We start from the raw sequence: 22,284 nt of genomic DNA, 5'->3' as shown, positions 1-22,284 counted from the left end.
CGAGTGGGCTGGTTGATTTCGCCTGATTTCGCGCGCGAGGACGTTCAATCCGGGGGGCAATCTGTCCCGTTCTCGTTCGGTCAGGTCGGATGTCGATTGAAACGGCTGCCGCGATCACGCGCATCTTTGGTCCGTGCCGGATCGTGCAATGGAATGCCCGCGACCCGAATCTGCTGCATGAGCTGCTGCTCATGGGCTGCGATGCCCATGCCGTCGGCGAGGGAGCATGCGAGCATCCACGCTGGATTTCACGCGGCAGCGATGCGCGCGTTCCGCCCAAGCCTGTCGCCGTCGTCGAAATCGCCGCCGCGAACGACACGCTTGTCCTGATCGAGACGATCACGGCGCAGGATGAGTTGCAAAGCCTGTTCCTCATTGGTCCCGGCGTTGCCGGCCTTCGCGCGCCGCTCGAGAACCGGCTGTTCGCGCGGGGATGGCGACGCCATCCGGCCTCGCTCGCCACATCCGACTACGAGCGCATGCAGGATGATGTGCTACCGCGTCATGCCGTCTACCAGCGCATCCCGGCGGAGGCGGCTTCGCGATGGCCGGTGGAGACCCTGCTGGGCGAACGCAATCTCCATATGGACATGCTGCGCGAAAGCGGATCGCGCGCCGATGCGCATGTGGTTCGCTATGCGCTGGCCGCTTCGCTCGTCCGGCCCGGCGACACCGTGCTCGATTGCGCCTGCGGGCTCGGCTACGGCTCCGCGGTGATCGCCGCGACCAGCCAGGCCGCGCAAATCATCGGCGTCGATGTCGATGCCAAGGCCGTGGCGTATGCGAACGCGAATTACGGCGGGCCAAACCTGCGCTTCGAGACGGGAGATGCCTCGCGCCTCCAGCACCTTGCCGATGCATCCGTCGATCTCATCGTCTCGATGGAGACGATCGAGCATGTCGAAAACTGGACAGCCGTGGCGAAGGAGTTCGCACGGGTGCTGAAGCCGGACGGGCGTCTGGTTGCCAGCGTTCCGGACCGATGGTCTGACGAGACCGGAAGCGATCCCAATCCGTACCACCACCACGTCTTCGACTGGGCCAAATTGCGCGAGGGGCTGGTCGAGGATTTCGTGGTCGAAGCCCGCTACACGCAAACGGCGCCCGGCGGCTTCAAATGGCAGCAAGCCGCCCGCCGGCTGGTCCGCGTGCCCCTCGACAGCGATGTCGAGGGCGAATGGATCCTGGTCGTTGCCTCCGCCAATCCCTTCGCCAGGGCCGAGGAGCTGCGCGAATCCTTCCGCCACCCCGCCTTCGCCGACGCGCTGTCCGCGAGCGGAGCGGCGGTGCTCGATTTCGGTGGATGTTACGACAATCCGTGGCTGTACCGGACGCTGGTCCAGGTCGGTGAGCGCCTCGACGACGCGGCGGTGCTCGGCCGGCTCGCCAGCTGGGTTGCCGACAATGCCCGTCCGGACTCGGCGGACCGGGGCGCAGCCCTTTGCGTTGCGGGCTATCGCATTCTCGAACGCCGCCGGGCGCAGGCGGCCGGCGAGCTGATCGGGCGGATCGAAAGCTATTGCCGGAGCACCCGGCACACGACCAACCCCCATGTGCAGCGCTGGCGCATCTCGCTGGCGTTCCTGGCGGGTTGCCTGTGCGAGCTGTCGGGTACGCTGGACGACGCCCTCAAATGGTTCTCGTTCGCGGCCGAGCTGGACTGGCGCTCGTTCTCCCCGATCCTGACCACCAAGACCATCGCGGCGGCCTTTCATGCAGCCCGCATTTCCCTCGCATTCGGCGACGAGACCGGCGCACGCTCGTTCTTCCGGATCGGTTTCGAGACCGCGCTGGAAGCCGCGCGCAGCAACCCTGGGGATTTTGCCGGCTCGGTCGACTCCCCGATTCCATTCGGCCTCGTCGAGCTCGCCGAGGTCATGGACATGGGCGGCCAATGCGCAGTCGCGATCGCAACGCTTCCGCTCTGGCGGCGCGCGCCCGGAGCTTTCTGGTCCCGAGTGGACACCAGGCGCTTCGGACTGCTGGCCTGGAATCAGGCGCTCGAACGGGAAAACGCGTATCTCCGCGGCCAGCTTCAGAACGTGTGCGTCCGGTGAGCGGGACCGTCGGCTTCGGACGGGGAGGGCTTCGCCAAAGCTCGACTCATCCGACGGGCCTCAGGCCTCCAGGGTCGATATGACTGTTTCGTGAGACCACGGTTGACCCTCTACCTGGCGAAATCCAACTGCCTCCCAAAACCGGGCCGCGCCCTCATGTCCTGCGTGGACAGTCACAATGGAGGCCTTCCCGACCGCTTCTTGCAGCAAGGCGTTCGCGATGGCCTGGGCAATTCTGCGTCTTCTATGGTTGCGGTGCACGTAAAGTCGCCGCATCCGCCACATGGGTATCGGCGTCGGCGCAGGCTCGTTGGTGATCGCTCCGATCCCTACTAACCTGCCACCCAGGAGGCACGTGAATATCGCGTGAAACATGCCTCGATCGTGTGCGAATTCCGCGACCAGGCGGGTCATGTTCGCGTGTCCATCCGCCTTGGCGTCGGCCTCCAACTCGGGAAAATCTGCGGGAAGAGTATCGGCGATCCGTTCAACGGAAATAATGGTCATGACGCAGTTCGCTCGGCCGTCGGAGATGAGCAATCAATCAAGATTGGCGAGAATGTCCTGGATGACGACGTCCGTATCTTAAGCCGAAACACCAGCGCCGCCCAGTTGGCGCCAATGTCGGCCATGAGCCATAGGCTGACTCCATCCACTCCTGATGATAGCATGCCTCTCATCACCGGCTTGCGAGATTGCTCTCAAAAGCGCACACGCAAGAACGTGCGAGGAGGCAAGTCCAATGAATTGGGGAGCACTCCGCAGGCCGCGCGGTTGCCGCGGGCTTTTCTTGGCTGTCACTCTCGTCTCTGCGCTCTGGGCCCCCTTGGCTTGCGCACAGGACGCCCAAAACTCTTCCCGCGAGCCGGGGCCGGTCTTTTCGGATAGCGGCCCCGATGCCGAGCTTTACGGCGCGGCTGCCGGCTATCCGGTCGGCACGCGCGGGACCACCACCCAGCTCGACAAGCTCGTCGGAGTCTACAGCCATTTCGGCGAGATCTATCCTTCCCGCCCGATCGGTCGCGCGACGGCGCCCTGGCACTTCAAGCGCGCGCCGGAGCCATCGATCGCCTACAGCTTTGGCACGGAGCGGCTGAGCATCGCGGACTACCTCAAGCGCAATCCGGTGACGGGACTGCTGATCGCCAGGGACGACACCATCCTGTACGAGCACTATCAATATGCGCGGACCGACCACGACCGCTTTCTCTCGCAGTCCATGGCCAAGACGCTGGTCGCCATGCTGGTCGGGATCGCGGTCTCGGAGGGACGGATCAAGTCGATCGACGACCTCGTCTCGACCTATGTCTCCGGCCTTGCAGGAACGGAATATGGAAACACCTCCATCCGCGCCCTGCTGAACATGTCCTCGGGCGTCGCGTTTTCGGAGGTCTATGACGGGAACGATGACATCGCCCGGCTTGGGCGAGCTCTGTTCGTCGAAGAGACAAGAGATCCCACCGCCGTCGTCGCGCAATTCAATACAAGAACCGCGCCGCCGGGCACCCGATGGCACTATGCGAGCGTGGAAACCGAGATCCTGGGCCTCGTCCTGCGCGCCGCCACGGGCACGCCGGTTGCCGACTATCTCCACGACCGGATCTGGAATGTCATCGGCACCGAGGCGGATGCCTCATGGGCAATCGATGGCAGCGGGCAGGAGATTGCCTTTTGCTGCTTCAACGCAACCTTGCGCGACTATGCGCGCCTCGCCCGGCTGCTCGCACACGACGGCACCTGGGAAGGTCGTCAATTGATCCCCCGGCAGTGGCTGCTGGATGCCACGACCGTCAGACCAGAGGATGGTCATCTCGCCCCACGCGTGGCCACGCCCTATTTCGGCTACGGCTATCAGGTGTGGCTCCTCCCCGGCGAGCAGCGCAGATTTGCCCTGCTCGGGATCCGTGGCCAGGTCATCCTGGTCGATCCGGCCTCGAAGCTCGTCATGGTGCACACGGCCGTTCGCCAGAAGCCGTCCGAGCCGGGAGCCCTCAGGGAGCCGCTGGCGTTGTGGTCCGCCGTTCTTCAGCAACTCGGGCAATGACGATTTGATGATGCCGGCCGGAAGCGAAACCCATCAACATTGGTCGTCGCAAATCGGATCGTCGATGCGAAGGCAAGATTCCGTATCGTCGGCGAGCGGACACTAGCACGGCTTTCGTAGAGTGGGCAAAGGCGCGCAGAGCGCCGTGCCCACCATTCTTCCCGACGGCACACAAGTTGGTGGGCACGCTTCCGCCTTCGCTCTTCGAGCCACGGCGGACAAGTTGCTTTGCCCACCCTACGATTTTCCAACTTTTTAGCGCATTGACGGCCGGGCCATGTCGGCGTGGACCGGTCTCGATCGTCCTTGGGTGGACACGTTCCGAAGCTGCCGGAGATGGACCCGGCACACGTGACGTGATTTCGTCAATTCGAGCCGCCAAAGTCGCAATTGGAGCAATGCCCATGAGGATCACCGTCGAAACCAGCGTCGCCGCCCCCATCGATCAGGTCTGGCGTGCCTATACGACGCCTGCCGATATCGTGAAGTGGAACGCCGCGTCCGACGACTGGCACACGACCAGGGCCACGGTCGACCTGCGCGAGGGCGGCGCCTTCTCCTCGCGCATGGAGGCCAAGGACGGCAGCATGGGCTTTGATTTCGCCGGCACCTACACGACGATCGTCGAGCACAAGCTGATCGAATATGCGTTCGGCGATCGCAAGGCCGAAGTCGAGTTCGTCCCCGGTCCGAAGGGCGTCGTCGTCCGCGTTGTCTTCGACAGCGAACCGACGCACTCGGTCGAGCAGCAGCAAGGCGGCTGGCAGGCGATCCTCGACAATTTTGCACGCTACGTCGAGGCGAAGCAGAAGACGTCGTGAGGGTGTGCGGGGCGTCGGATCGCCGATGCGAAGCTTCCGTATCGTCGGCGAGTTGGCGCTAGCACGGCTTTCGTAGGGTGGGCAAAGGCGCGCAGCGCCGTGCCCACCACTCTTCCGCTGCCGGATGGCATGAGACTGTCCGAGCTCGCGCGTCAGGATGTCGCGACAAGCTGTGAACTATCTGCTCGGCCAGCTTGAAGACCTGGGCTATGTCGAGCGGCGGCTCAGCCGACGGCAGCGATCGCCGACTGGTCTATCTAACGTTACGGGGACATGAAGTCGTCGCAGCAATCTTCGGATGTCTTCGGCAGTTGCATCGGCAATGGTCCGAAGAGGTTGGAAAGGAGCGCTTCGATGACTTCGTAGATGGATTGAGGCAGCTATCGACCAAAGCACAGGAACCGACAAACCGCTGAAAAACTCAACTTTGCGACGGTGGTATGGCTGTCTCAGGTCGTAGGATGCGTAGAGCGACTTGTCCGCCGTAGCTAGAAGAGCGAAGGCGGAAGCGAAACCCATCAAGCTCATCCCCACAATCGGGTCGAGCTAACGAGAAGCAAGAGATAGTGCGTCTGCCCGGCAAGGCGATGGGTTTCGCAAGAGCTCAACCCATCCTACGAGCTGCCGCACTGCCTCCTTGCCTTCGCAGACCGGCCGAGGTCGGGATTACTTCTTGTCGCCCATGTGGTGAGGCGACGACGTGCCGGGGCCGCCGGTGTAGTGATGACCGCCCGATTCGGCGTTGGCCGAGGTGCCGGTCTTCTGTTTCTTGCCCATGTGGTGAGGGACCTCGGTCTTCGGCCCGCCGCTGTAGTGGTGGCCGTTCTTCTCCTTGTCGGCGGATTGGGCCATCGCGGGAACGGCCAGCAGGGAAACGACGCCGACAGCGACGAGAAGCTTCTTGGTGATCATGTTCGGTTCTCCAGATTGCGAAGGCTTCACGATACGCTGCCCGCGCAACATCGGTTTTGAGCAATCTCAAAGTGGGAGCGCTTCGTCCGCAACTCGGCCCTCGCGCGCGGTTGATCTGCGTCAACGCCGACGGCGGCGGTCCTCCTATGCTCCAACAAAACGGGAGCGTGCCGATGCCGGTACAGGACCAGTCCACATATCGCGAGCGTCGCGCCGAGGGCATGTCCATGAGGGCGAAGGCAGGTCTGGTTCTGATCGGATTTCTGGCCATCGCCGCTGCACTCCTGTTCACCGAGCACAGGGCGCACGTGCTCGGGCTGCTGGTCTGGCTCCCGCTCCTTGCCTGTCCGCTGATGCACGTCTTCATGCATGGCGGACATGGTCACCATCATGGCGGCGGCCGGCCGAACGATTCGAGGAGCGCGTGATGCACGACGCCGCGCCCGCTTACGGCCTGTGGAGTCTCGTCATCGTCAACTCGGCGGTCTTCATCCTGTTTGCCTACAGCTTCTTCAAGCCGCAGACTTCCCGCGACTGGCGCTCCTTCGGCGCCTTCAGCGCGTTCCTGGTGGCGCTGTTCGTGGAGATGTACGGTTTTCCGCTCACCATCTATTTTCTTTCGGGCTGGCTGCAGTCGCGCTACCCGAGCGTCGACTGGTTCTCCCACGACGCCGGCCACCTGCTCGAGATGATGTTCGGCTGGAAGACCAATCCGCACGCCGGACCGTTCCACGTTCTCAGTTACATCTTCATCGCCGCCGGCTTCATCCTGATCTCGGTCGCCTGGAGGGTGCTGTACGAGGCGCAGCAGACCCGCAGCCTGGCCGCGACCGGCCCCTACAGCTACGTCCGGCATCCGCAATATGTCGGCTTCGTGCTGGTGATGTTCGGCTTCCTGTTGCAGTGGCCGACGGTTCTGACGCTGGCGATGTTTCCGGTGCTGACCGTCATGTACGTGAAGCTTGCCAGGGACGAGGAGCGCGAGGCCCGGATCGCGTTCGGTGAGGCCTATGCGCGGTACGCCGCGCAGGTGCCGGCGTTCTTTCCCCATCTCGACCGGCGATCCGGTCAGGGCTCTTCCGGCGGCTATCGTCACGGCTGACCTTCGCGCGGGGAGATGCCGGCGAACGGCACTGGCTTGAAAGGACGTCGATGAGCGTGCCCGTCTTCACCGCAAAGGCGCTGACCAAGACCTACGTCTCCGGCGAGGTGATGGTACATGCCCTCAACGATGTCGACCTCGAAATCGCCGAGAAGGAAGTGGTCGTTCTGCTCGGCCCCTCCGGCAGCGGCAAGACGACGTTGCTCAACATCATGGGCGGCCTCGACCGGCCGACCAGCGGCCGGCTGTTGTTCCGCGATCTGGATCTGACCGGTCTCGAGGACCGCGAGCTGACGAAGTATCGCCGCGACCATGTCGGCTTTGTCTTCCAGTTCTACAATCTGGTGCCGAGCCTCACGGCTTTCGAAAACGTCGCGCTGGTCACCGAGGTCGCCAGGAACCCGATGCGGCCCGCAGACGCGCTCGCGCTGGTCGGGCTCGAGGAGCGCATGTATCACTTCCCCGCCCAGCTCTCCGGCGGCGAGCAGCAGCGCGTCGCCATCGCCCGCGCTGTCGCGAAGCGTCCGGCGGTGCTGCTCTGCGACGAGCCGACCGGGGCGCTGGATTCGAAGACCGGCATCCGCGTCATCGAGGCGCTGCTCGGCGTCAACCGGCAGCTCGGGACCACCACGGTCATCATCACCCACAACGCCAGCATCCAGGAGGTCGCCGACCGGGTGCTGTTCTTCGCCGACGGTCGCATCTCCCGCATCCGGACCAACGAGGTCCGGCGGGAAGCCGCCGAGCTCACCTGGTGACGACATGAAGGTGCTGGACATCAAGCTGTTTCGCGACGTCAGGCGGCTCTGGGCGCAGGTGCTCGCCGTCGCGCTGGTCGTTGGCGGCGGCGTTGCGACACTGGTGCTCGCGGTGGGCTCACATCGATCGCTGGAAGAGACCCGGATCGCATATTACGAGCGCTACGGCTTTGCCGACGTGTTCGCGCAGGCGAAGCGGGCACCGAAGGCGCTCGCCGACAGGATCGGCGAGATCCCCGGCGTTGCCGCCGTCGACACCCGCATCGCCAAGCTGGCGCTGCTGGACATTCCCGGTTTCTCTGCGCCTGCCAGCGCGCAGTTCGTTTCGCTTCCCGACAATGGCGAGCAGCATCTCAATCGGCTCTACATGCGCTCCGGCCGGCTCCCGGAGCCCGGACGGTCGGAAGAGGTCGTCGTCAACGAGCCGTTCGCCCGGGCGCACGGCTTCTCGGAGGGCGCGCGGTTCTCCGCCATCCTCAATGGCAGGAAGCGCGAGCTCGTCATCGTCGGCACCGCGCTGTCCCCCGAATTCGTCTACACCGTCGGACCGGGCGACCTGATGCCGGACGATCGCCGCTACGCCATCGTCTGGATGTCGGAGAAGACGCTCGCCGGCGTCTACGATCTCGACGGCGCCTTCTCGGCGGTCGCCGTCAAGCTGCAGCCCGGCGCCTCCGAGCGCGAGGTGGTCCTGCGGCTCGATGCCTTGCTCGATCCCTATGGCGGGCAGGCGGCCCATGGCCGCAAGGATCAGACCTCGCACGCCTGGCTCGACCATGAGCTCGACATGCTCAACAACATGAGCCGCACGCTGCCGCCGATCTTCCTCCTGGTCGCGGCCTTCCTGGTCAATCTCACCTTGACCCGGCTGGTCGCGCTCGAGCGCGAGCAGATTGGCCTGCTGAAGGCGCTGGGCTATTCCGACGGCAGCATCGTGCTGCACTATTTCAAGTTCGTCGCCTTCATCGTCGTGATCGGTATCGTGCTGGGCGGCGTCGCCGGCACCTGGCTCGGGCTGCGCGTCACTGCCCTGTTCGGCGACTTCTTCCACTTTCCGTTCCTGGTGTTCGCGAAGGCTCCGGACCTCTATCTCACCGCAGGCGCGCTCAGCGCGGCGGCTGCCGCGATCGGCGCGTTCCGGGCGCTGCGCGAGGTGGTGAAGCTGCCGCCGGCTGTCGCCATGCAGCCGCCGGCCCCGCCGGTCTATAGGCGGCTGCTTCCTGCGCGCATCCAGCTCGACCGGATCGTGTCGCAGCCGACGCTGATGATGATCCGCAACATCGCCCGGCACCCGGTGCGGGCCTTCTTCACTGCGCTCGGCATGGCGCTGGCGACTGCGATCCTGGTGGTCTCGCTGTTCACGCGGGACAGCATGGAGCACCTGACCGACGTGACCTATTTCCTCGCCGACCGGCAGGACGCAACCATCGGCTTTGCCGAGAAGCGGATCGCGAATGTCGTGCAGCAGGTGAATCGGCTTCCGGGCGTTCTCGCCGCCGAGCCGTTCCGCGAGGTGCCAGTCCGGATCCGCCACGGCAACGTCGAACGACGGATCGTCATCAGCGGCCGGCCCGCCGACGCTGACCTCCGGCGCATCATCGACGTCGAGCTTCGTCCGGTCGTGCTCCCGGAGACGGGCCTTGCCATCTCCGGCATGCTCGCGCACATCCTCGGCGTCAGGCCCGGCGATAGCGTCGAGGTCGATCTGCTGGAGGGCGCCCGGCGAACGGTCACGGTGCCGGTCGTCGCGACCGTCGAGGACTATTTCGGCATCAGGGGCATGATGGAGATCGAGGCGCTGCGCAAGCTGATGCGCGAGGCGCCCGTCGTGACCAGCGTCAATCTCAGCCTCGACGAGAACCGGACGGAGGATTTCTACGCCGCCGTGAAGTCCATGCCGACGGTCGGCGGCGTGGCGCTGCAGCGCGTCTCGCTGGCGAATTTCCGCAAGACGGTCGCGCTGCTCGTCACCACGATGGCGAGCATCTACACCGGCCTCGCCGCCGTGATCGCGTTCGGCGTCGTCTACAACAACGCCCGCATCTCGCTGTCCGAGCGGGCGCGGGAACTGGCCAGCCTGCGCGTGCTCGGCTTCACGCGCGGCGAGGTGCTGCGCATCCTGCTGCTGGAGCTCGCCATCCTCACCCTGATCGCCCAGCCGCCCGGCTGGCTGATGGGCTACGGCCTTGCATGGGTGATGAAGACGAACCTCGCCGGCGAATTGATGCGCGTCCGCCTCGTCGTCGAGCACTCGACCTACGTCGTCGCCACGTCCGTCGTGGTGCTGGCCGCCATCGTTTCAGCCGCCGTCATCCGCGAACGCATCGACAAACTGGACCTCGTCGCGGTCCTCAAGACGCGAGATTAGCCATGCCCGCCAACTGGACCAAACGTATCATCGGCGCCGCGCTTCTGGCCGCGATCGTCGCAGGGCTGGCCTGGTTCGCCTGGCCGCGGCCGGTTCTGGTCGATCTCGCGACCGTCGCGAAGGGCCCCATTGAAGTCACGGCGGACGACGACGGCAAGACCCGCGTGCGCCACGTCTACACCGTCTCGGCGCCGATCGCAGGGAAGGTGTTGAGGATTTCGCATCCTCTCGGCGAGCAGGGGCCGTCGCTCCACGTCGGCGACGAGGTTGCCGCGAACCAGACCGTCGCCCTGATGCAGCCGGCGCTGCCCAGCTTCATCGACGCGCGTTCGCACGACCAGCTGCAGGCCGAGGTCCTGGCCGCAGATGCCGCGATTCAGCAGCAGGAGGCGGAGGTGCAGCGGATCGAAGCCGCGCTGGATTTTTCGCGGACCGAGTTCCAGCGGGCGCAGACGCTGTTGCGGACGCAATCCACCTCGGCCCAGGCCCACGACAAGGCGAAATTCGAAGTGGCCACCAACGAGGCCGCCCTAAAGAGTGCCAAGGCCCAGGTCGAGATGCGCCGCGCGGTGCGGACCAGCCTGGCGGCCCGGCTGATGGACCCGGCAAGCGCTATCCCGCCAGCGGAGCCGACCTGCTGCATCCGGGTGCTGGCGCCGGCGAGCGGACGGGTGCTGAAGATCATCCAGGACAGCGAGACGACGGTTCTGCCCGGGACGCCGCTGGTAGATATTGGCAACCCGCTCGATCTCGAGGTCGTGGCCGACCTGCTCTCGACCGACGCGGTCCAGATCAAGGTCGGCGCGCCGGTCCGGATCGATGGCTGGGGCGGTCAGCCCATTAGCGGCAACGTGGTCCGTGTGGACCCGGCCGGCTTCCTGAAAGTCTCCGCGCTCGGCATCGAGGAGCAGCGCGTCCGCGTGACCATCGATTTCAGCGACCCGCCCGAGAATTGGGTCACGCTCGGGCACGACTATCGCGTCATCGTCCACGTCACCACATGGAGCGCTCCTGATGCGCTGACAGTGCCAGTGAGTGCCTTGTTCCGGAAAGGCAGTCAGTGGGCCGTCTTTGTCGACGAGAACGGTCGCGCCAAGACAGTTCCGGTCCAGATCGGTCACCGCAATAGCCGCACGGCCGAAGTCGTCGCGGGACTCGCTGCAGGCGACCGCGTCGTGCTGCACCCGAGCGACAGGATCAGCCACGGGATCAGGGTTGCGCAGAGGGGCGAGGAATAAGCGCAGCTGGTAGAATGGGTAGAGCGGAAGTGAAATCCATCAAACACGTGCATCCGACGAGCCCGGTCGCCGGTCAGTCCACAGCCTTGCGGCGATCTGCGTCAACCTGGGCCCGCCATCGTTTGACGAGGTCGCGTCGGCGGCCGGGATAGCGATCCGTCTTGAGTCGGACCTTCTCGATCCGATCCGCGCGGAAGGCGCGAAAGTCCTTCCTCATTTCACACCAGCCGGCCAGGATGCGCCGTGAGTCGAAAAAGGCGACGCCAATCGGCCAGATCGTCCGGGTGGTCCTTGCGCCTTTCGGATCGCGATACACGATGGACAGCTTGTGCTGGTCGCGCATGGCCTGGCGCACGATGCGTAGATCGACGGCTTCAGGCTGCTTCGGCCTGCGCGCCACATGAAAGGCATTGTCGTCGATCCTGTGTCGCAGCTCCGACGGGAGGACGGCGCCGATCTTTGCGAGCGCGTCACGCGCGGCCAGCGCGAACTCGTCATCGGTCTGGCGGGACACCCATTGCGCACCGAGCGCCAGGGCCTGGATTTCCTGCTCGGAGAACATCAGCGGAGGCAGGAGAAAGCCGGGCTGCAGGACATAGCCAAAACCCGGTTCGCCCTCGATCTGCGCGCCCAGTGCCTGCAGGTCGGCGATGTCGCGATAGATCGTGCGCAGCGACACGCCCGCCTCGGCAGCAAGATTGTTGCCCGACACCGGATGACGGTGTCGCCGCAAGATCTGCATGAGGTCGAATAGCCGTTGGCTCTTGGACATGATGCAAGTCTAGCACTTATCCTGCCAGAAACTGGCAGCAATCGACTGCAGAAAAGCGGCACGGCTTCGGGTAGCCGCGCCGCTTCGATGTTAGTGCGGACGAGCCGTCGCCATGTGGGCCACGAACGGAGCCGCGTCGTAAATCACCTCCGTCGATACGATCTTGCCGTTCGTCACCTTGAAAAATTCCGCGACGATGGCATTGGCAACCGGATGGGTGTCCGCGCTGTAGACGACAACAGCCTGCTGATCGTCGCCGTAAATGGCGAGGAGCGTCACCTTCCGGAGCATGCGGGCAAACCCGTCGTGGAACTCGCGAAACTTCGGCGTCCCGATGATCCGCCCGCGCGGGGATGTACAAACGATGTCGTCCGCCGAGATGGAGATGACCGCATCGACGTCTTTGCGGGCGATCGCCTCGACATAGGTCCTGGCGATCTGCAATGCCTCGCCGGCACTTTGGGTAGTCATGGTCTTCCTTTCAGTGATTGGTGCACTGAAAGCAGACCTAGCGCAGGGCAGTGACAGATTCTGGCAGCAGGAGATTGGCGCTGCCGGAAGCCGCGAATCCGGGCCGCCATCGACCTCATAGGCGAGCAGTTGTGTCGGGCATCGTCCTTTGGTGGGAGCAAGCCAGGCCGGCAACGCGGCTAAATCCAATCGCCTCCCAAAACTGCGCTGCAGCCTGATTGCCTGCATGGACAGTCATGGTGGAAACCTTCCCTGCTGCGTCCTGCAACAGCACCATGGCAATGGTGTAGGCAACATTGCGCCGCCTGAATTCGCGATGCACGTAGAACCGTCGCATTCTCCACGTCGGCTGCCCTGTCGGTGCAGGTTCGTTGGTCATCGCGCCGATGCCCGCAAGTCTGCCGCCGAGATAACAGGCGTATGCTGCATGAAAAATGGCGGGGGTCTCTGTCAACTCAGCGGCCAGGCGGGTCATTTGCCGATGGCCATCCGCCATTGCATCCGCCTCCAGGTCAGCGAAGCCAGCCGGTAATGTGTCGACTATTCGTTCAAGTCCAGGGTCCATCGCTCTTGGAGCCTTATCAGATGCGGTCAGAACGACTTTGGCCGGGTACGGAGCTCGTAGGATGGGTAGAGCAAAGCGAAACCCATCGACTTCATCCTCGCGATCGGATCGAGTGAGCAAGAGTAGATACGGCGTCCGCCCGTCAGGGCGATGGGTTTCGCAAGGGCCCAACCCATCCTACGAGCTGTAATTTCGACGTCCGTTGGCATGGCTCAATTGCACACCTCTCTCGTGCGGCCAGCCATCGGGGAGCTCTGATCTGTGATGGGAGCGGCCTCTACTCTGCATCCCTTGCCGACAGGACGGCAGCCGGCGGAGTTGCAGAACATTTGGCCAGAGGCTTGCGGTTTGCTGGATGGTGCGGCTTCTACCTGTCTCGGCTCCCCATCCCGCTTTCTTGTATCATCGCGCGTCGCGAGAGGCTTCTTGTCGGGTATCCTCTCACACGCGTTGTCATCGCTCAAACGATAGCCGGCGCGGCAGGTTATCCTCACGCAGGCGTCACCGTCAGCCTTGAACCCGTGCTCGCAGACGAGCGGGCAGACGCGATTTGGCCTAGCTCTGATCGCATCGAGTACGTCGAGGCTCGCCAGCTTCGCGTCGAACTTCGTCCCGGCGTATCTGTTGAACAGCGTCAGCGAGCGTTGTGACGAAGCATTCCATTCGCCATCTGCCGGGGTGGTCAGGCAGCCGACGCGGCGGAGCTCCGAGTGCACCAGCTTCGTCATCTCCTGAGGCGACATTGACGGCAAGGTCGATGTGGGTGCTACAGCGGCAACCTTCTGCTCCGTGTCGTTGGCTTGTTTGTCGGCGAGCGCCTTCGCCACGGCCGCCTCAGCTTCCTTCCGTCGCTGCTCGGCCGCGGCCGCCTTGGCCTCCTCCATCTGCTTGGCTTTCTCCGCCGCCATCCGGGCGTCTTCGGCCGCCTTGGCCGCCGCCGCCGCCTTCTCCTGCTCGATCTTCTTTGCCCGGTCGGCCACCAGCCGCGCCTTCTCCTCCTCGGCTTGGCGAGCCTTCTCGGCTGCGGCTGCCCGTGCCTCCTCGGCCGCGATCTTGCTCAACTGACCTTTGGCGAGATCGGCATAGAAACCGCCGGGATAGTGATTGAGAAAGGCTGTCCATCCTTCGCGCGTGCCGAGTTGAAGGGCCAACTCGTAGTCGCGTCGAATTTCGCTGTCGGGGCTTGCCTGCGGTCCGGCGACGACGGGTTTCGCAGGAACCAAGGGTACATCATCGCCGCCCAGAGAGCCATAAACATACGGCTCCTGCTTGTACCCGGTGTTCTTCAGGACATCGTCGCGTACAAAGCCGAAGGCCTTGCGCAGATCGAGGCCTGGCGTGGGGAGGCGACCGACGAGAGCCTCAGCGAAGGGACTGTTCTTCGCGTCGCCGTCCGAAGCGGTAGAGCCCGCCTTCGCCGCGAAGGCGATCATCGTGTTCGGGCTGGTTGGCTCAACCTTGGCAAGCCCGCGACCGATCGCACGGGACGCCACGGTCCGCTTCATTGTCTTGGCGAACGGATTGTCGCGGCAGGCGTCCAGAATGACGAGGCGCAGCTGCTTGGCCGGCTCAATGGCAAAAAGCACCCGGTCGAGCGGGAACGCCTCGTCGAGGACGTCAGTATCCGTCTCCAGCGCAGCGTCGGTGGGGATCAGATAGTTGTTGCCATCCAGCTCGATGCCGTGGCCGGCATAGTAAATGACGGCGACATCGGCCTCGCGCGCCTTGCTGCCGAATTCGCGCAGCGCTTTGCGCATATCGACCACGTTCAGATCAAGCCTCGTATCGACGAAGTCGAAGCCCGCCTTCTTGAACATGCCGCCGACGAGCGTGGCATCGTTCGCGGGGTTGGCAAGCCGCGCCACGCTCTTGTAGCCGGAATTCCCGATGACCAGCGCGACGCGGCGCTCGGCATGGGCCGAGCCACAGGCCAGTCCAAGGAAAAAGATCAATGAAAACCAGCGAAGCGCGCCCATTGCAGCCCCAGAATAACGTATGCGCAGCGTATGCGGAGCCTGCCGAAAGGCAAGCGCCAGCTCTGTGATGCTGGTCACTCTGGACGATGCCAGTTCGTAGGATGGGTAGAGTGAAGCGAAACCCATCTCCTCGCGATCGGGCTACCAATCACGCCGGCTGCGATGATGCCACCATACCCCTGTTTTGCCCGACGGATCAAACAAATTTCGGCAAATCGAAAAAACGCAATGCCGCCAAGGGGGCGGCTACTGTGCATGGGGTTGTTTTCGCAGTTTTTGTTTGCCGGCCCCGGAGACCGGGCCGGCTCGTCCCGTGCGTCGCCTCAGCTATCCACCTTCAGCGCGGCAATAAAAGCTTCCTGCGGGATGTCGACCTTGCCGAACTGCCGCATCTTCTTCTTGCCTTCCTTCTGCTTCTCCAGAAGCTTGCGCTTACGCGTGATATCGCCGCCGTAGCATTTCGCGGTGACGTCCTTGCGCAGCGCGCGCACCGTCTCGCGGGCGATGACCTTGCCGCCGATCGCCGCCTGGATCGGGATCTGGAACATGTGCGGCGGGATCAGCTCCTTCATCTTCTCGACCATGGCGCGGCCGCGCCCTTCGGCGCGGGTGCGATGGACCAGCATCGAGAGCGCATCGACCGGCTCGGCGTTGACCAGGATCTGCATCTTGACCAGATCAGCCGGCTTGTAGTCGGTGAGATGATAGTCGAACGAGGCGTAGCCCTTGGAGACCGACTTGAGGCGATCGTAGAAGTCGAACACGACCTCGTTGAGCGGCAGGTCGTATTTCACCATCGCGCGGGCGCCGACGTAAGTCAGCTCCTTCTGCGAGCCGCGGCGGTCCTGGCACAGCTTCAGCACGCTGCCGAGATATTCGTCGGGCGTCAGGATCGTCGCCTCGATCCAGGGCTCCTGGATCTCCTCGATCTTGACCACGTCGGGCATGTCGACGGGATTGTGGATCTCGAGCTCGGTGCCATCGGTGAGCTTCATCTTGTAGATGACGCTCGGCGCGGTCGCGATCAGGTTGAGGTCGAACTCGCGCGACAGCCGCTCCTGGATGATCTCGAGATGCAACAGGCCGAGGAAGCCGCAGCGGAAGCCGAAGCCGAGCGCGGCGGAGGTCTCCATCTCGAAGGAGAAGCTGGCGTCGTTGAGGCGCAGCTTGCCCATTGCGGCGCGCAGCGTCTCGAAATCGTCGGCATCGACCGGGAACAGGCCGCAGAACACCACGGGGATCGCCGGCTTGAAGCCGGGCAGCATGTCGGCCACCGGCTTCCTGTCGTCGGTGATGGTGTCGCCGACGCGGGTGTCGGCGACTTCCTTGATCGCGGCGGTGATGAAGCCGATCTCGCCGGGTCCGAGTTCGTCGACCTGCTGCATCTTCGGCGTGAAGAAGCCGACGCGCTCGACGTCGTAGGCCGCGCCCGTGCCCATCATGCGCACGCGCTGGCCCTTCTTCATCGTGCCGTCGACGATGCGCACCAGCACGACGACGCCGAGATAGACGTCGTACCAGCTGTCGACCAGCAGCGCCTTCAGCGTGGCCTCGCGATCACCCTTCGGCGGCGGCAGGCGGGTGACGATGGCTTCCAGCACGTCGGGAATGCCGAGGCCGGTCTTGGCCGAGATCATCACCGCATCGGAGGCGTCGATGCCGATGACGTCCTCGATCTGCTGCTTGACCTTCTCCGGCTCGGCCGCGGGAAGGTCGACCTTGTTCAGGACTGGAACGATCTCGTGATTGTTGTCGAGTGCCTGGTAGACGTTGGCGAGCGTCTGCGCTTCGACGCCCTGGCTGGCGTCGACCACCAGCAGGGAACCCTCGCACGCCGCCAGCGACCGCGAGACCTCGTAGGCGAAGTCGACATGGCCGGGCGTGTCCATCAGGTTGAAGATGTAATCCTTGCCGTCCTTGGCGCGGTAGGCGAGGCGGACCGTCTGCGCCTTGATGGTGATGCCGCGCTCGCGCTCGATGTCCATGGAATCGAGCACCTGCTCCTTGCCCGCCATCTCGCGGTCGGAGAGGCCGCCGGTCATCTGGATCAGGCGGTCGGCCAGCGTCGATTTGCCATGGTCGATATGGGCGACGATGGAGAAATTGCGGATGTTGGAAATGGGGACGGTCGTCATGGGCGCGGGATACCACTCACATCCCCGTGCGGCAACCATATTGCTGTATTTTCAGGGCCTTTCTTCACGCCAAGCTGATTCCACGGCGGGCCAAAACGCGCTAGCAAGCGGGCCATGTCGACCACCTCGATCCGCTCCGCCAGAGCGCGGGCGAAGACCCGCTTGAGTTACAACCGTTTCCGGGCCTGGCTGGTCGCCTGCGCGACCCGGCCCGAGGCGCGGCTCTGGCTGGTGATCCAGCTCGCCATCCTGCACGCGGTGCTCTGGACCTTCATCCTGATCAACCTGAAGGCGGCGCAGGACGTTCACATGGATGTCGCAGAAGCCTGGGGCTGGGGCCAGAAATTCCTCTGGGGCTACGGCAAGCACCCGCCGCTGTCGGGCTGGGTCGCCGGCCTCTGGTTCACAGCGTTCCCGGCGACGGATTGGGCGACCTATGCGCTGGCGATGACGACCGTCGGCGTCGGCATGGTGATCTGCTGGCTGGTTGCCTTGCGCGTGGTGGACGCACGCCGCGCGTTCCTGGCCGTGGTGATGGTCGCGCTCTATCCGATCTTCAATTTCAAGGGCTTCAAGTACAACCCCGACCTGCTCCAGCTCGTCACGCTGCCGCTATTGATGCTCGCTTATCTCAACGCCTTCGAGAAGCGGAGCTGGCAGTCCGGCATCTGGCTTGGCCTTGCCGGCGCGCTGGCGCTGATGACCAAATACTGGGTGCTGACCATGATCGGCGCCATCGGCTTGGCCGCGCTGATCCATCCGGAGCGGCTGCGGTTCCTGCTGTCGCCGGCGCCATGGGTTGCGATCGCGACGATGGTCGTGGCGATGATCCCACACATCGTCTGGCTGGCGGACGCGCATTTCGTGCCGCTGACCTATGCCGGCGACACCTACAGCCTGCACGATGACCGTCTCCTGCATCAGCTCGTGGCCGGCTATGCGCTGCATAATTTCGCGCTCCTGGCGCTACCGGTGGCGCTGGCCGCGCTGGCCATGGCGTGGGTGCCGCCGTGGCTCAAGCTGCTGCTGCGCGCGCCATCGCGCATCGTCACGCGCGCCTGGGCGCGCGGCGCCAATCCGGGCGTCAATGTCGCGCAGGCGCTGAATGTCTGGATCGTCCAGCTCATCGTCGCGGTCGGGCCGCCGCTCGGCGCGCTGGCCTTCAGCATCTACATGAAGACCGATTGGGGCATCTCGCTATTCTTCCTGGTGCCGCTCGCGCTGGTCGCGATTCCGGCGCTGCGGGTGCAGAGCGCTGTGCTGTTCAACATCGCCGCGATCTGGCTCGTGCTCAGCGCCGCCACGCTCGCCGCCTCGCCCTGGATCGCCGCGCGCGAGATGGCGGCCAATGCCGGCAACGCGCAGATCTATGGCGCGCGCTCGGAGCTCGCGCGCGAATTGACCCAGGCCTGGCACACCCGCTTCGGCTCGCGCTGGGCCGTCGTTGCCGGCACCATGGAACAGATCCAGCCGCTGGTGTTCTACAGCCCGGATCATCCGTCCGCATTGCTGCCGCTGGAGGCCTGGGATTCCGGGCTGACCTCGCGCGACGACGCCAAGAAGTACGGCTTCATCGGCGTGTTCGATCCGACCGATGGCCGCCTGCCCGCGTTCGAGAAATGGGTGTCGGAAGTTGCGCCGAACGCCGAGCGCATCGTGATGACGACGCGCCGCTTCACCCACGGCAAGGTCGGCCCGTCGATGAGCTGGAACATCTACATCGCCCCGCCAGCGAAGTGAGCGAAGGTGCCGTAGGGTGGGCAAAGGCGCAAAGCGCCGTGCCCACGAACTTTCAATAATCATGAGATGTGGTGGGCACGCTTCGCTTTGCCCACCCTACGGCTCCGAGCGCGTGGCTCAGACCCCTTCCTCGTTGAACTTGCTCTCAACGAGCTCGGTAATCGCCGCGAGCGCAGCTTCCGCATCATCACCGGCCGCAGCCACCGTGATCGTCGTGCCCGGTCCCGCAGCGAGCATCATCAGGCCCATGATCGAGGTGCCGCCGACGGTCTCGCCGCCGCGCGTCACCCACACTTGCGCGTTGAAGCGCTCGACCGCCTGGACGAATTTCGCCGAGGCGCGCGCATGCAGGCCGCGCTTGTTGATGATCAGGAGCTCCTTGGAGATCGCACCCGCGGGCACGCCGCCTGCCGCCGCTTGTGGCGCGTCGTCGCTCATTTGCCGGCGAGCACGCGGCTGGCGATGGTGACGTATTTGCGGCCCGCTTCCTGCGCCATCGCGATCGCGTCCGGCAGCGGACGCTCCTCGCGCACCTTGGCGAGCTTCACCAGCATGGGCAGGTTGATGCCCGCGAGCACTTCGACCTTGGGCCGGCTCATGCAGGATATTGCGAGGTTCGACGGCGTGCCGCCGAACATGTCGGTGAGAATCGCAACGCCGTCGCCGGAATCGACGCGGTTAACCGCCTCGATGATGTCGCTTCGGCAGAGATCGGAATCATCTTCGGCGCCGATCGTGATCGCTTCGATTTGCTTTTGTGGGCCCATGACGTGTTCAAGCGCTGCCTTGAATTCGTCGGCAAGGCGCCCGTGGGTCACAAGTACTAGACCAATCATCGGAAAACTCCTCGCGGGCGCTTTTGGTGCACCGCACGAACGCGCCACTTTGACCATCCAGAGCCCCCGCGCAAGAGGGGATGTTGCGTATCTCCCTGAATCTAGACGGATGGATGAGGGGAGCTGCGCCGGTCTACTCGGTCGCGATAGTGGGGTTCATATGGTTACCATTTCCCTTCAAACAATCGCCTGAGGACTTAGCAGAAGGTTAACTCTTGGTAGTGGTCAAGGCCGCGACAACCAAAGGGAGGGGCGAATAGTCGCGGCTAACCGGGATTCGCGGTATTTCGACACCAAAAATGCTTGTTTTCAGGGATTCCGTCGCAGGAAGCCGTTCCGCGTCCTGAGCGTCCAGATCGACCACGAGGCCGACGGTCGCACGCTCCACGAAGTCGCAGCGGCGGATTCCGAGGCCGCGGATTTCGATCAGGCCGGCCAGCGGAGGTGCGGGGCGGACCTCAATTTCGTTGCCGACTGTCGCCAGATGGACACGGTCATCACCGACCAGAACGGCCCTTTCGACCACGCCGGACCGCCCCGCCATGATCAAATCGAAGGCAAGGCGCGATTTGCCGGAGCCCGAGGGACCGCGGATCAGCACTGCGATCTGTCCGACCTTGACGGCGGTGGCGTGCACGCTGGGCGCGCCCTCGCTCATAGCGCCGGCAGCCTCACCACGAAGCGCGCACCGGCAATCGTCGGGACGCCGTCCTCGTCCGGCGGGCCTGCGCGATTCTCCGCCCAGATACGCCCGCCATGGGCGTCGACGATCTGCTTGGAGATCGAGAGCCCAAGGCCGGAGTTCTGGCCAAAGCCCTGATGCGGACGGTCGGTGTAGAAGCGCTCGAAGATGCGCTCGAGTGCGTCATCGCGGATGCCGGGGCCGTCGTCGTCGACTACGATCTCGATTTCGCCGCGGGCGCGGCGGCAGGTGAGGCGCACCTTGCTGCCGGCTTCCGAGAACGATTGCGCGTTGGAGAGCAGGTTGGAGACCACCTGTCCCAGTCGCGAGTCGTGGCCGGTCACGGCGAACGTGTCGGTCGACCCGCGGCCCTCGAAGCGTGCCTCGACCGCGACGTCGTGGCCGAGCTTGGTTTCGTTGGCGACGGAGACCAGCGTGCCGAGCAGGCGCCTGAGGTCGACAGGGATCGCATCCTGCCGCTGCAACTCGGCATCGAGGCGGCTGGCGTCGGAGATGTCGGAGATCAGGCGGTCGAGCCGCTTGACGTCGTGCTCGATCACCTCGAGCAGGCGCGCGCGGCTGTTCTCGTTGCGCGCCAGCGGCAGCGTCTCGACTGCGGAGCGCAGCGAGGTCAGCGGGTTCTTCAATTCATGGGCGACGTCGGCGGCGAACATCTCGATCGCCTCGATGCGGCTGTAGAGCGCGTTGGTCATGTCGCGCAACGCGCCTGAGAGATGCCCGATCTCGTCGCGGCGACGGGTGAAGTCGGGGATCTCGACGCGGGTCTTGATGCGGCGGCGGACGCGCTCGGCGCTGTCGGCGAGCCGGCGCACGGGACCGGCGATCGTGCTGGCGAGCAGCAGCGACAGCATGATCATGACCGCGGCCGCGACGCCGCCGACCTTCAAAATGGCGAGGCGCTCGGCGGTCACCATCTGGTCGATGTCGTCGCCCTGGGTGGACAGCATCAGTGCGCCGTGGATGGCGCGCGAGCGCAGCACGGGCACGGCCACCGAGACGATCACCTCGCCGCGCGCATTGACCCGCACCATCGAGCGCTTCTGGCCCTGCAGCGCATCCCCGACTTCCGCATAGCCGTTGCCGTTCTCGGGCCCGAGCTCGCGGTAGAGCGGAAGGTCGCCTCGGTTCAGCCAGGTGCGCACGGCGACCATGCCGCGCTCGACCACGCCGGGCTTCTCGGCGGACACTGGCGGCAGGGGGAAGCGCAGCACGTTTTCGAGGTTGCGGCTGTCGAGCAGCAGGCTGCCGTTCGGATCGTAGATGCGGGCGCGCGTCTTGGTTGGCGAGATCAGCGTGCGCAGCACCGGCGCGACGCGCTCCGGATTGATCGGGAAGTCCAGCGGCGAATAGTCCTCCGAGCCGCCATAGGTCTCGCCCGGTTTGAGGTCGAGCAGCCGGTCGGGGTCGATGGTGATGGCGTTGGTCTGCACGGTCGCGGAGGCCGCGATGGCGCCGGCGATGATCTCGGCCTGCACCAGCAGGCTCTGCGCACGCGCGTCGATCAGGCCGGCGCGGAATTGCGACAGATAGAGGATGCTGGCGACCAGCGCGACGAGGCCGGCGAGGTTGAGCGAGACGATGCGGCGGGTCAGGCTCGAGAAGGACAGCGCGAAGAAGAACTGCCCGGCGCGTTTGAGCCAGTTCAGCGGCCGCCAGCCCTGCGGAGCCGGCTTGTCCTCGACGTGCTCCGGAACGCCCTCGGACGTGATGTCCGCGGCGTTCTGGTTCTCGTCAGGCTGCGTTCGGTCAAGCAATGCTCACGCCCGCGTTAGGACATCTCGTGCGA

At 64.6% G+C, this 22,284-nt stretch carries 20 protein-coding genes and 1 pseudogene; 10 read left to right on the top strand and 11 right to left on the bottom strand.

Annotation, left to right across the window (positions count from 1 at the left end):
- Positions 1–89: 89 nt before the first annotated feature.
- On the top strand, positions 90–2,057 hold the full coding sequence (locus JQ603_RS31215) for a class I SAM-dependent methyltransferase (RefSeq protein ID WP_212345547.1): 1,968 nt from the start codon (positions 90–92) through the stop codon (positions 2,055–2,057).
- A gap of 60 nt (positions 2,058–2,117) precedes the next feature.
- Here the strand turns inward: JQ603_RS31215 and JQ603_RS31210 are convergent, their stop codons facing one another.
- Positions 2,118–2,564: a GNAT family N-acetyltransferase gene (locus JQ603_RS31210; RefSeq protein WP_212345544.1), complete on the bottom strand. Its 447-nt coding sequence runs from the start codon at positions 2,562–2,564 to the stop codon at positions 2,118–2,120.
- A gap of 283 nt (positions 2,565–2,847) precedes the next feature.
- Here JQ603_RS31210 and JQ603_RS31205 point away from each other — a divergent pair, with 283 nt between their 5' ends.
- The 3 genes and pseudogenes from JQ603_RS31205 to JQ603_RS38180 all read left to right on the top strand — a co-directional run.
- Positions 2,848–4,101 (top strand): serine hydrolase domain-containing protein, encoded by a 1,254-nt coding sequence (locus JQ603_RS31205; RefSeq protein ID WP_245003989.1) that lies wholly within the window; start codon positions 2,848–2,850, stop codon positions 4,099–4,101.
- Positions 4,102–4,505: 404 nt separating this feature from the next.
- Positions 4,506–4,922, top strand: coding sequence for an SRPBCC family protein (locus JQ603_RS31200; protein ID WP_212345538.1), 417 nt, complete (start codon positions 4,506–4,508; stop codon positions 4,920–4,922).
- A gap of 105 nt (positions 4,923–5,027) precedes the next feature.
- Positions 5,028–5,338 (top strand): annotated as a pseudogene (locus JQ603_RS38180) (MarR family winged helix-turn-helix transcriptional regulator); the annotation flags it as partial.
- Between the two features lie 250 nt (positions 5,339–5,588).
- On the opposite strand, the gene JQ603_RS31195 reads toward JQ603_RS38180, so the two are convergent.
- Positions 5,589–5,834, bottom strand: a complete 246-nt coding sequence (locus JQ603_RS31195) for a hypothetical protein (protein WP_212345535.1) — start codon at positions 5,832–5,834, stop codon at positions 5,589–5,591.
- A gap of 173 nt (positions 5,835–6,007) precedes the next feature.
- On the opposite strand from JQ603_RS31195, the gene JQ603_RS31190 reads away from it, so the two are divergent.
- The 5 genes from JQ603_RS31190 to JQ603_RS31170 are packed head-to-tail and all read left to right on the top strand — an operon-like array spanning position 6,008 to position 11,300.
- The gene (locus JQ603_RS31190) at positions 6,008–6,262 is read left to right on the top strand and encodes a DUF2933 domain-containing protein (RefSeq protein ID WP_212345533.1); all 255 of its coding nucleotides are present in this window, start codon (positions 6,008–6,010) and stop codon (positions 6,260–6,262) included.
- Positions 6,262–6,936: a methyltransferase family protein gene (locus JQ603_RS31185; protein WP_212345530.1), complete on the top strand. Its 675-nt coding sequence runs from the start codon at positions 6,262–6,264 to the stop codon at positions 6,934–6,936. Before JQ603_RS31190 ends, JQ603_RS31185 begins: the two co-directional genes overlap by 1 nt.
- Positions 6,937–6,986: 50 nt before the next feature.
- Positions 6,987–7,694: an ABC transporter ATP-binding protein gene (locus JQ603_RS31180; protein ID WP_212345528.1), complete on the top strand. Its 708-nt coding sequence runs from the start codon at positions 6,987–6,989 to the stop codon at positions 7,692–7,694.
- 4 nt (positions 7,695–7,698) lie between these two features.
- Positions 7,699–10,062, top strand: a complete 2,364-nt coding sequence (locus JQ603_RS31175) for an ABC transporter permease (protein WP_212345526.1) — start codon at positions 7,699–7,701, stop codon at positions 10,060–10,062.
- Between the two features lie 2 nt (positions 10,063–10,064).
- The gene (locus JQ603_RS31170; protein WP_212345522.1) at positions 10,065–11,300 is read left to right on the top strand and encodes an efflux RND transporter periplasmic adaptor subunit; all 1,236 of its coding nucleotides are present in this window, start codon (positions 10,065–10,067) and stop codon (positions 11,298–11,300) included.
- A gap of 73 nt (positions 11,301–11,373) precedes the next feature.
- Here JQ603_RS31170 and JQ603_RS31165 read toward each other — a convergent pair whose 3' ends face one another.
- The 5 genes from JQ603_RS31165 to lepA form a co-directional block, all read right to left on the bottom strand.
- Positions 11,374–12,072: a helix-turn-helix transcriptional regulator gene (locus JQ603_RS31165; RefSeq protein ID WP_212345519.1), complete on the bottom strand. Its 699-nt coding sequence runs from the start codon at positions 12,070–12,072 to the stop codon at positions 11,374–11,376.
- 90 nt (positions 12,073–12,162) lie between these two features.
- Positions 12,163–12,516 carry a nuclear transport factor 2 family protein gene (locus JQ603_RS31160; RefSeq protein WP_245003988.1) on the bottom strand — a complete coding sequence of 118 codons (354 nt, stop codon included), beginning with the start codon at positions 12,514–12,516 and terminating at the stop codon, positions 12,163–12,165.
- 142 nt (positions 12,517–12,658) lie between these two features.
- A complete protein-coding gene (locus JQ603_RS31155) occupies positions 12,659–13,108 on the bottom strand; it encodes a GNAT family N-acetyltransferase (RefSeq protein WP_212345515.1) in 450 nt (149 codons plus the stop codon).
- A 212-nt stretch (positions 13,109–13,320) separates the two neighbouring features.
- Positions 13,321–15,084, bottom strand: coding sequence for a caspase family protein (locus tag JQ603_RS31150; RefSeq protein ID WP_212346051.1), 1,764 nt, complete (start codon positions 15,082–15,084; stop codon positions 13,321–13,323).
- Positions 15,085–15,407: 323 nt separating this feature from the next.
- Positions 15,408–17,219, bottom strand: coding sequence for a translation elongation factor 4 (gene lepA / locus JQ603_RS31145; RefSeq protein WP_026312573.1), 1,812 nt, complete (start codon positions 17,217–17,219; stop codon positions 15,408–15,410).
- Positions 17,220–17,333: 114 nt separating this feature from the next.
- On the opposite strand from lepA, the gene JQ603_RS31140 reads away from it, so the two are divergent.
- Positions 17,334–18,959: a glycosyltransferase family 39 protein gene (locus tag JQ603_RS31140; protein WP_212345514.1), complete on the top strand. Its 1,626-nt coding sequence runs from the start codon at positions 17,334–17,336 to the stop codon at positions 18,957–18,959.
- A 117-nt stretch (positions 18,960–19,076) separates the two neighbouring features.
- Here the strand turns inward: JQ603_RS31140 and JQ603_RS31135 are convergent, their stop codons facing one another.
- The 4 genes from JQ603_RS31135 to JQ603_RS31120 form a co-directional block, all read right to left on the bottom strand.
- Positions 19,077–19,397 (bottom strand): HPr family phosphocarrier protein, encoded by a 321-nt coding sequence (locus JQ603_RS31135; RefSeq protein ID WP_212345512.1) that lies wholly within the window; start codon positions 19,395–19,397, stop codon positions 19,077–19,079.
- Positions 19,394–19,795, bottom strand: a complete 402-nt coding sequence (locus JQ603_RS31130) for a PTS sugar transporter subunit IIA (protein WP_007597752.1) — start codon at positions 19,793–19,795, stop codon at positions 19,394–19,396. Before JQ603_RS31130 ends, JQ603_RS31135 begins: the two co-directional genes overlap by 4 nt.
- 208 nt (positions 19,796–20,003) lie before the next feature.
- A complete protein-coding gene (locus tag JQ603_RS31125; RefSeq protein ID WP_212345510.1) occupies positions 20,004–20,453 on the bottom strand; it encodes an HPr kinase/phosphorylase in 450 nt (149 codons plus the stop codon).
- Entirely contained in the window at positions 20,450–22,252 is a 1,803-nt protein-coding gene (locus tag JQ603_RS31120; RefSeq protein WP_212345508.1) for a sensor histidine kinase, read from the bottom strand. Before JQ603_RS31120 ends, JQ603_RS31125 begins: the two co-directional genes overlap by 4 nt.
- Positions 22,253–22,284 lie beyond the last annotated feature (32 nt).

The sequence above is a fragment of the Bradyrhizobium liaoningense genome (assembly GCF_018130825.1).
Taxonomy (GTDB): Bacteria; Pseudomonadota; Alphaproteobacteria; order Rhizobiales; family Xanthobacteraceae; genus Bradyrhizobium; species Bradyrhizobium liaoningense_B.
Note: the sequence above shows the minus strand (reverse complement) of the source record. Positions and strands in the feature narration are given on the sequence as shown.

Excerpts from the sequence above, each read along its gene's own strand:
- JQ603_RS31130 (WP_007597752.1), bottom strand. The coding sequence starts at position 19,795 with ATGATTGGTCTAGTACTTGTGACCCACGGGCGCCTTGCCGACGAATTC.
- JQ603_RS31150 (WP_212346051.1), bottom strand. The coding sequence starts at position 15,084 with ATGGGCGCGCTTCGCTGGTTTTCATTGATCTTTTTCCTTGGACTGGCC.
- JQ603_RS31175 (WP_212345526.1), top strand. The coding sequence starts at position 7,699 with ATGAAGGTGCTGGACATCAAGCTGTTTCGCGACGTCAGGCGGCTCTGG.
- lepA (WP_026312573.1), bottom strand. The coding sequence starts at position 17,219 with ATGACGACCGTCCCCATTTCCAACATCCGCAATTTCTCCATCGTCGCC.
- JQ603_RS31195 (WP_212345535.1), bottom strand. The coding sequence starts at position 5,834 with ATGATCACCAAGAAGCTTCTCGTCGCTGTCGGCGTCGTTTCCCTGCTG.
- JQ603_RS31180 (WP_212345528.1), top strand. The coding sequence starts at position 6,987 with ATGAGCGTGCCCGTCTTCACCGCAAAGGCGCTGACCAAGACCTACGTC.
- JQ603_RS31165 (WP_212345519.1), bottom strand. The coding sequence starts at position 12,072 with ATGTCCAAGAGCCAACGGCTATTCGACCTCATGCAGATCTTGCGGCGA.
- JQ603_RS31155 (WP_212345515.1), bottom strand. The coding sequence starts at position 13,108 with ATGGACCCTGGACTTGAACGAATAGTCGACACATTACCGGCTGGCTTC.
- JQ603_RS31215 (WP_212345547.1), top strand. The coding sequence starts at position 90 with ATGTCGATTGAAACGGCTGCCGCGATCACGCGCATCTTTGGTCCGTGC.
- JQ603_RS31170 (WP_212345522.1), top strand. The coding sequence starts at position 10,065 with ATGCCCGCCAACTGGACCAAACGTATCATCGGCGCCGCGCTTCTGGCC.
- JQ603_RS31135 (WP_212345512.1), bottom strand. The coding sequence starts at position 19,397 with ATGAGCGACGACGCGCCACAAGCGGCGGCAGGCGGCGTGCCCGCGGGT.
- JQ603_RS31125 (WP_212345510.1), bottom strand. The coding sequence starts at position 20,453 with ATGAGCGAGGGCGCGCCCAGCGTGCACGCCACCGCCGTCAAGGTCGGA.
- JQ603_RS31190 (WP_212345533.1), top strand. The coding sequence starts at position 6,008 with ATGCCGGTACAGGACCAGTCCACATATCGCGAGCGTCGCGCCGAGGGC.
- JQ603_RS31210 (WP_212345544.1), bottom strand. The coding sequence starts at position 2,564 with ATGACCATTATTTCCGTTGAACGGATCGCCGATACTCTTCCCGCAGAT.
- JQ603_RS31140 (WP_212345514.1), top strand. The coding sequence starts at position 17,334 with ATGTCGACCACCTCGATCCGCTCCGCCAGAGCGCGGGCGAAGACCCGC.
- JQ603_RS31185 (WP_212345530.1), top strand. The coding sequence starts at position 6,262 with ATGCACGACGCCGCGCCCGCTTACGGCCTGTGGAGTCTCGTCATCGTC.
- JQ603_RS31200 (WP_212345538.1), top strand. The coding sequence starts at position 4,506 with ATGAGGATCACCGTCGAAACCAGCGTCGCCGCCCCCATCGATCAGGTC.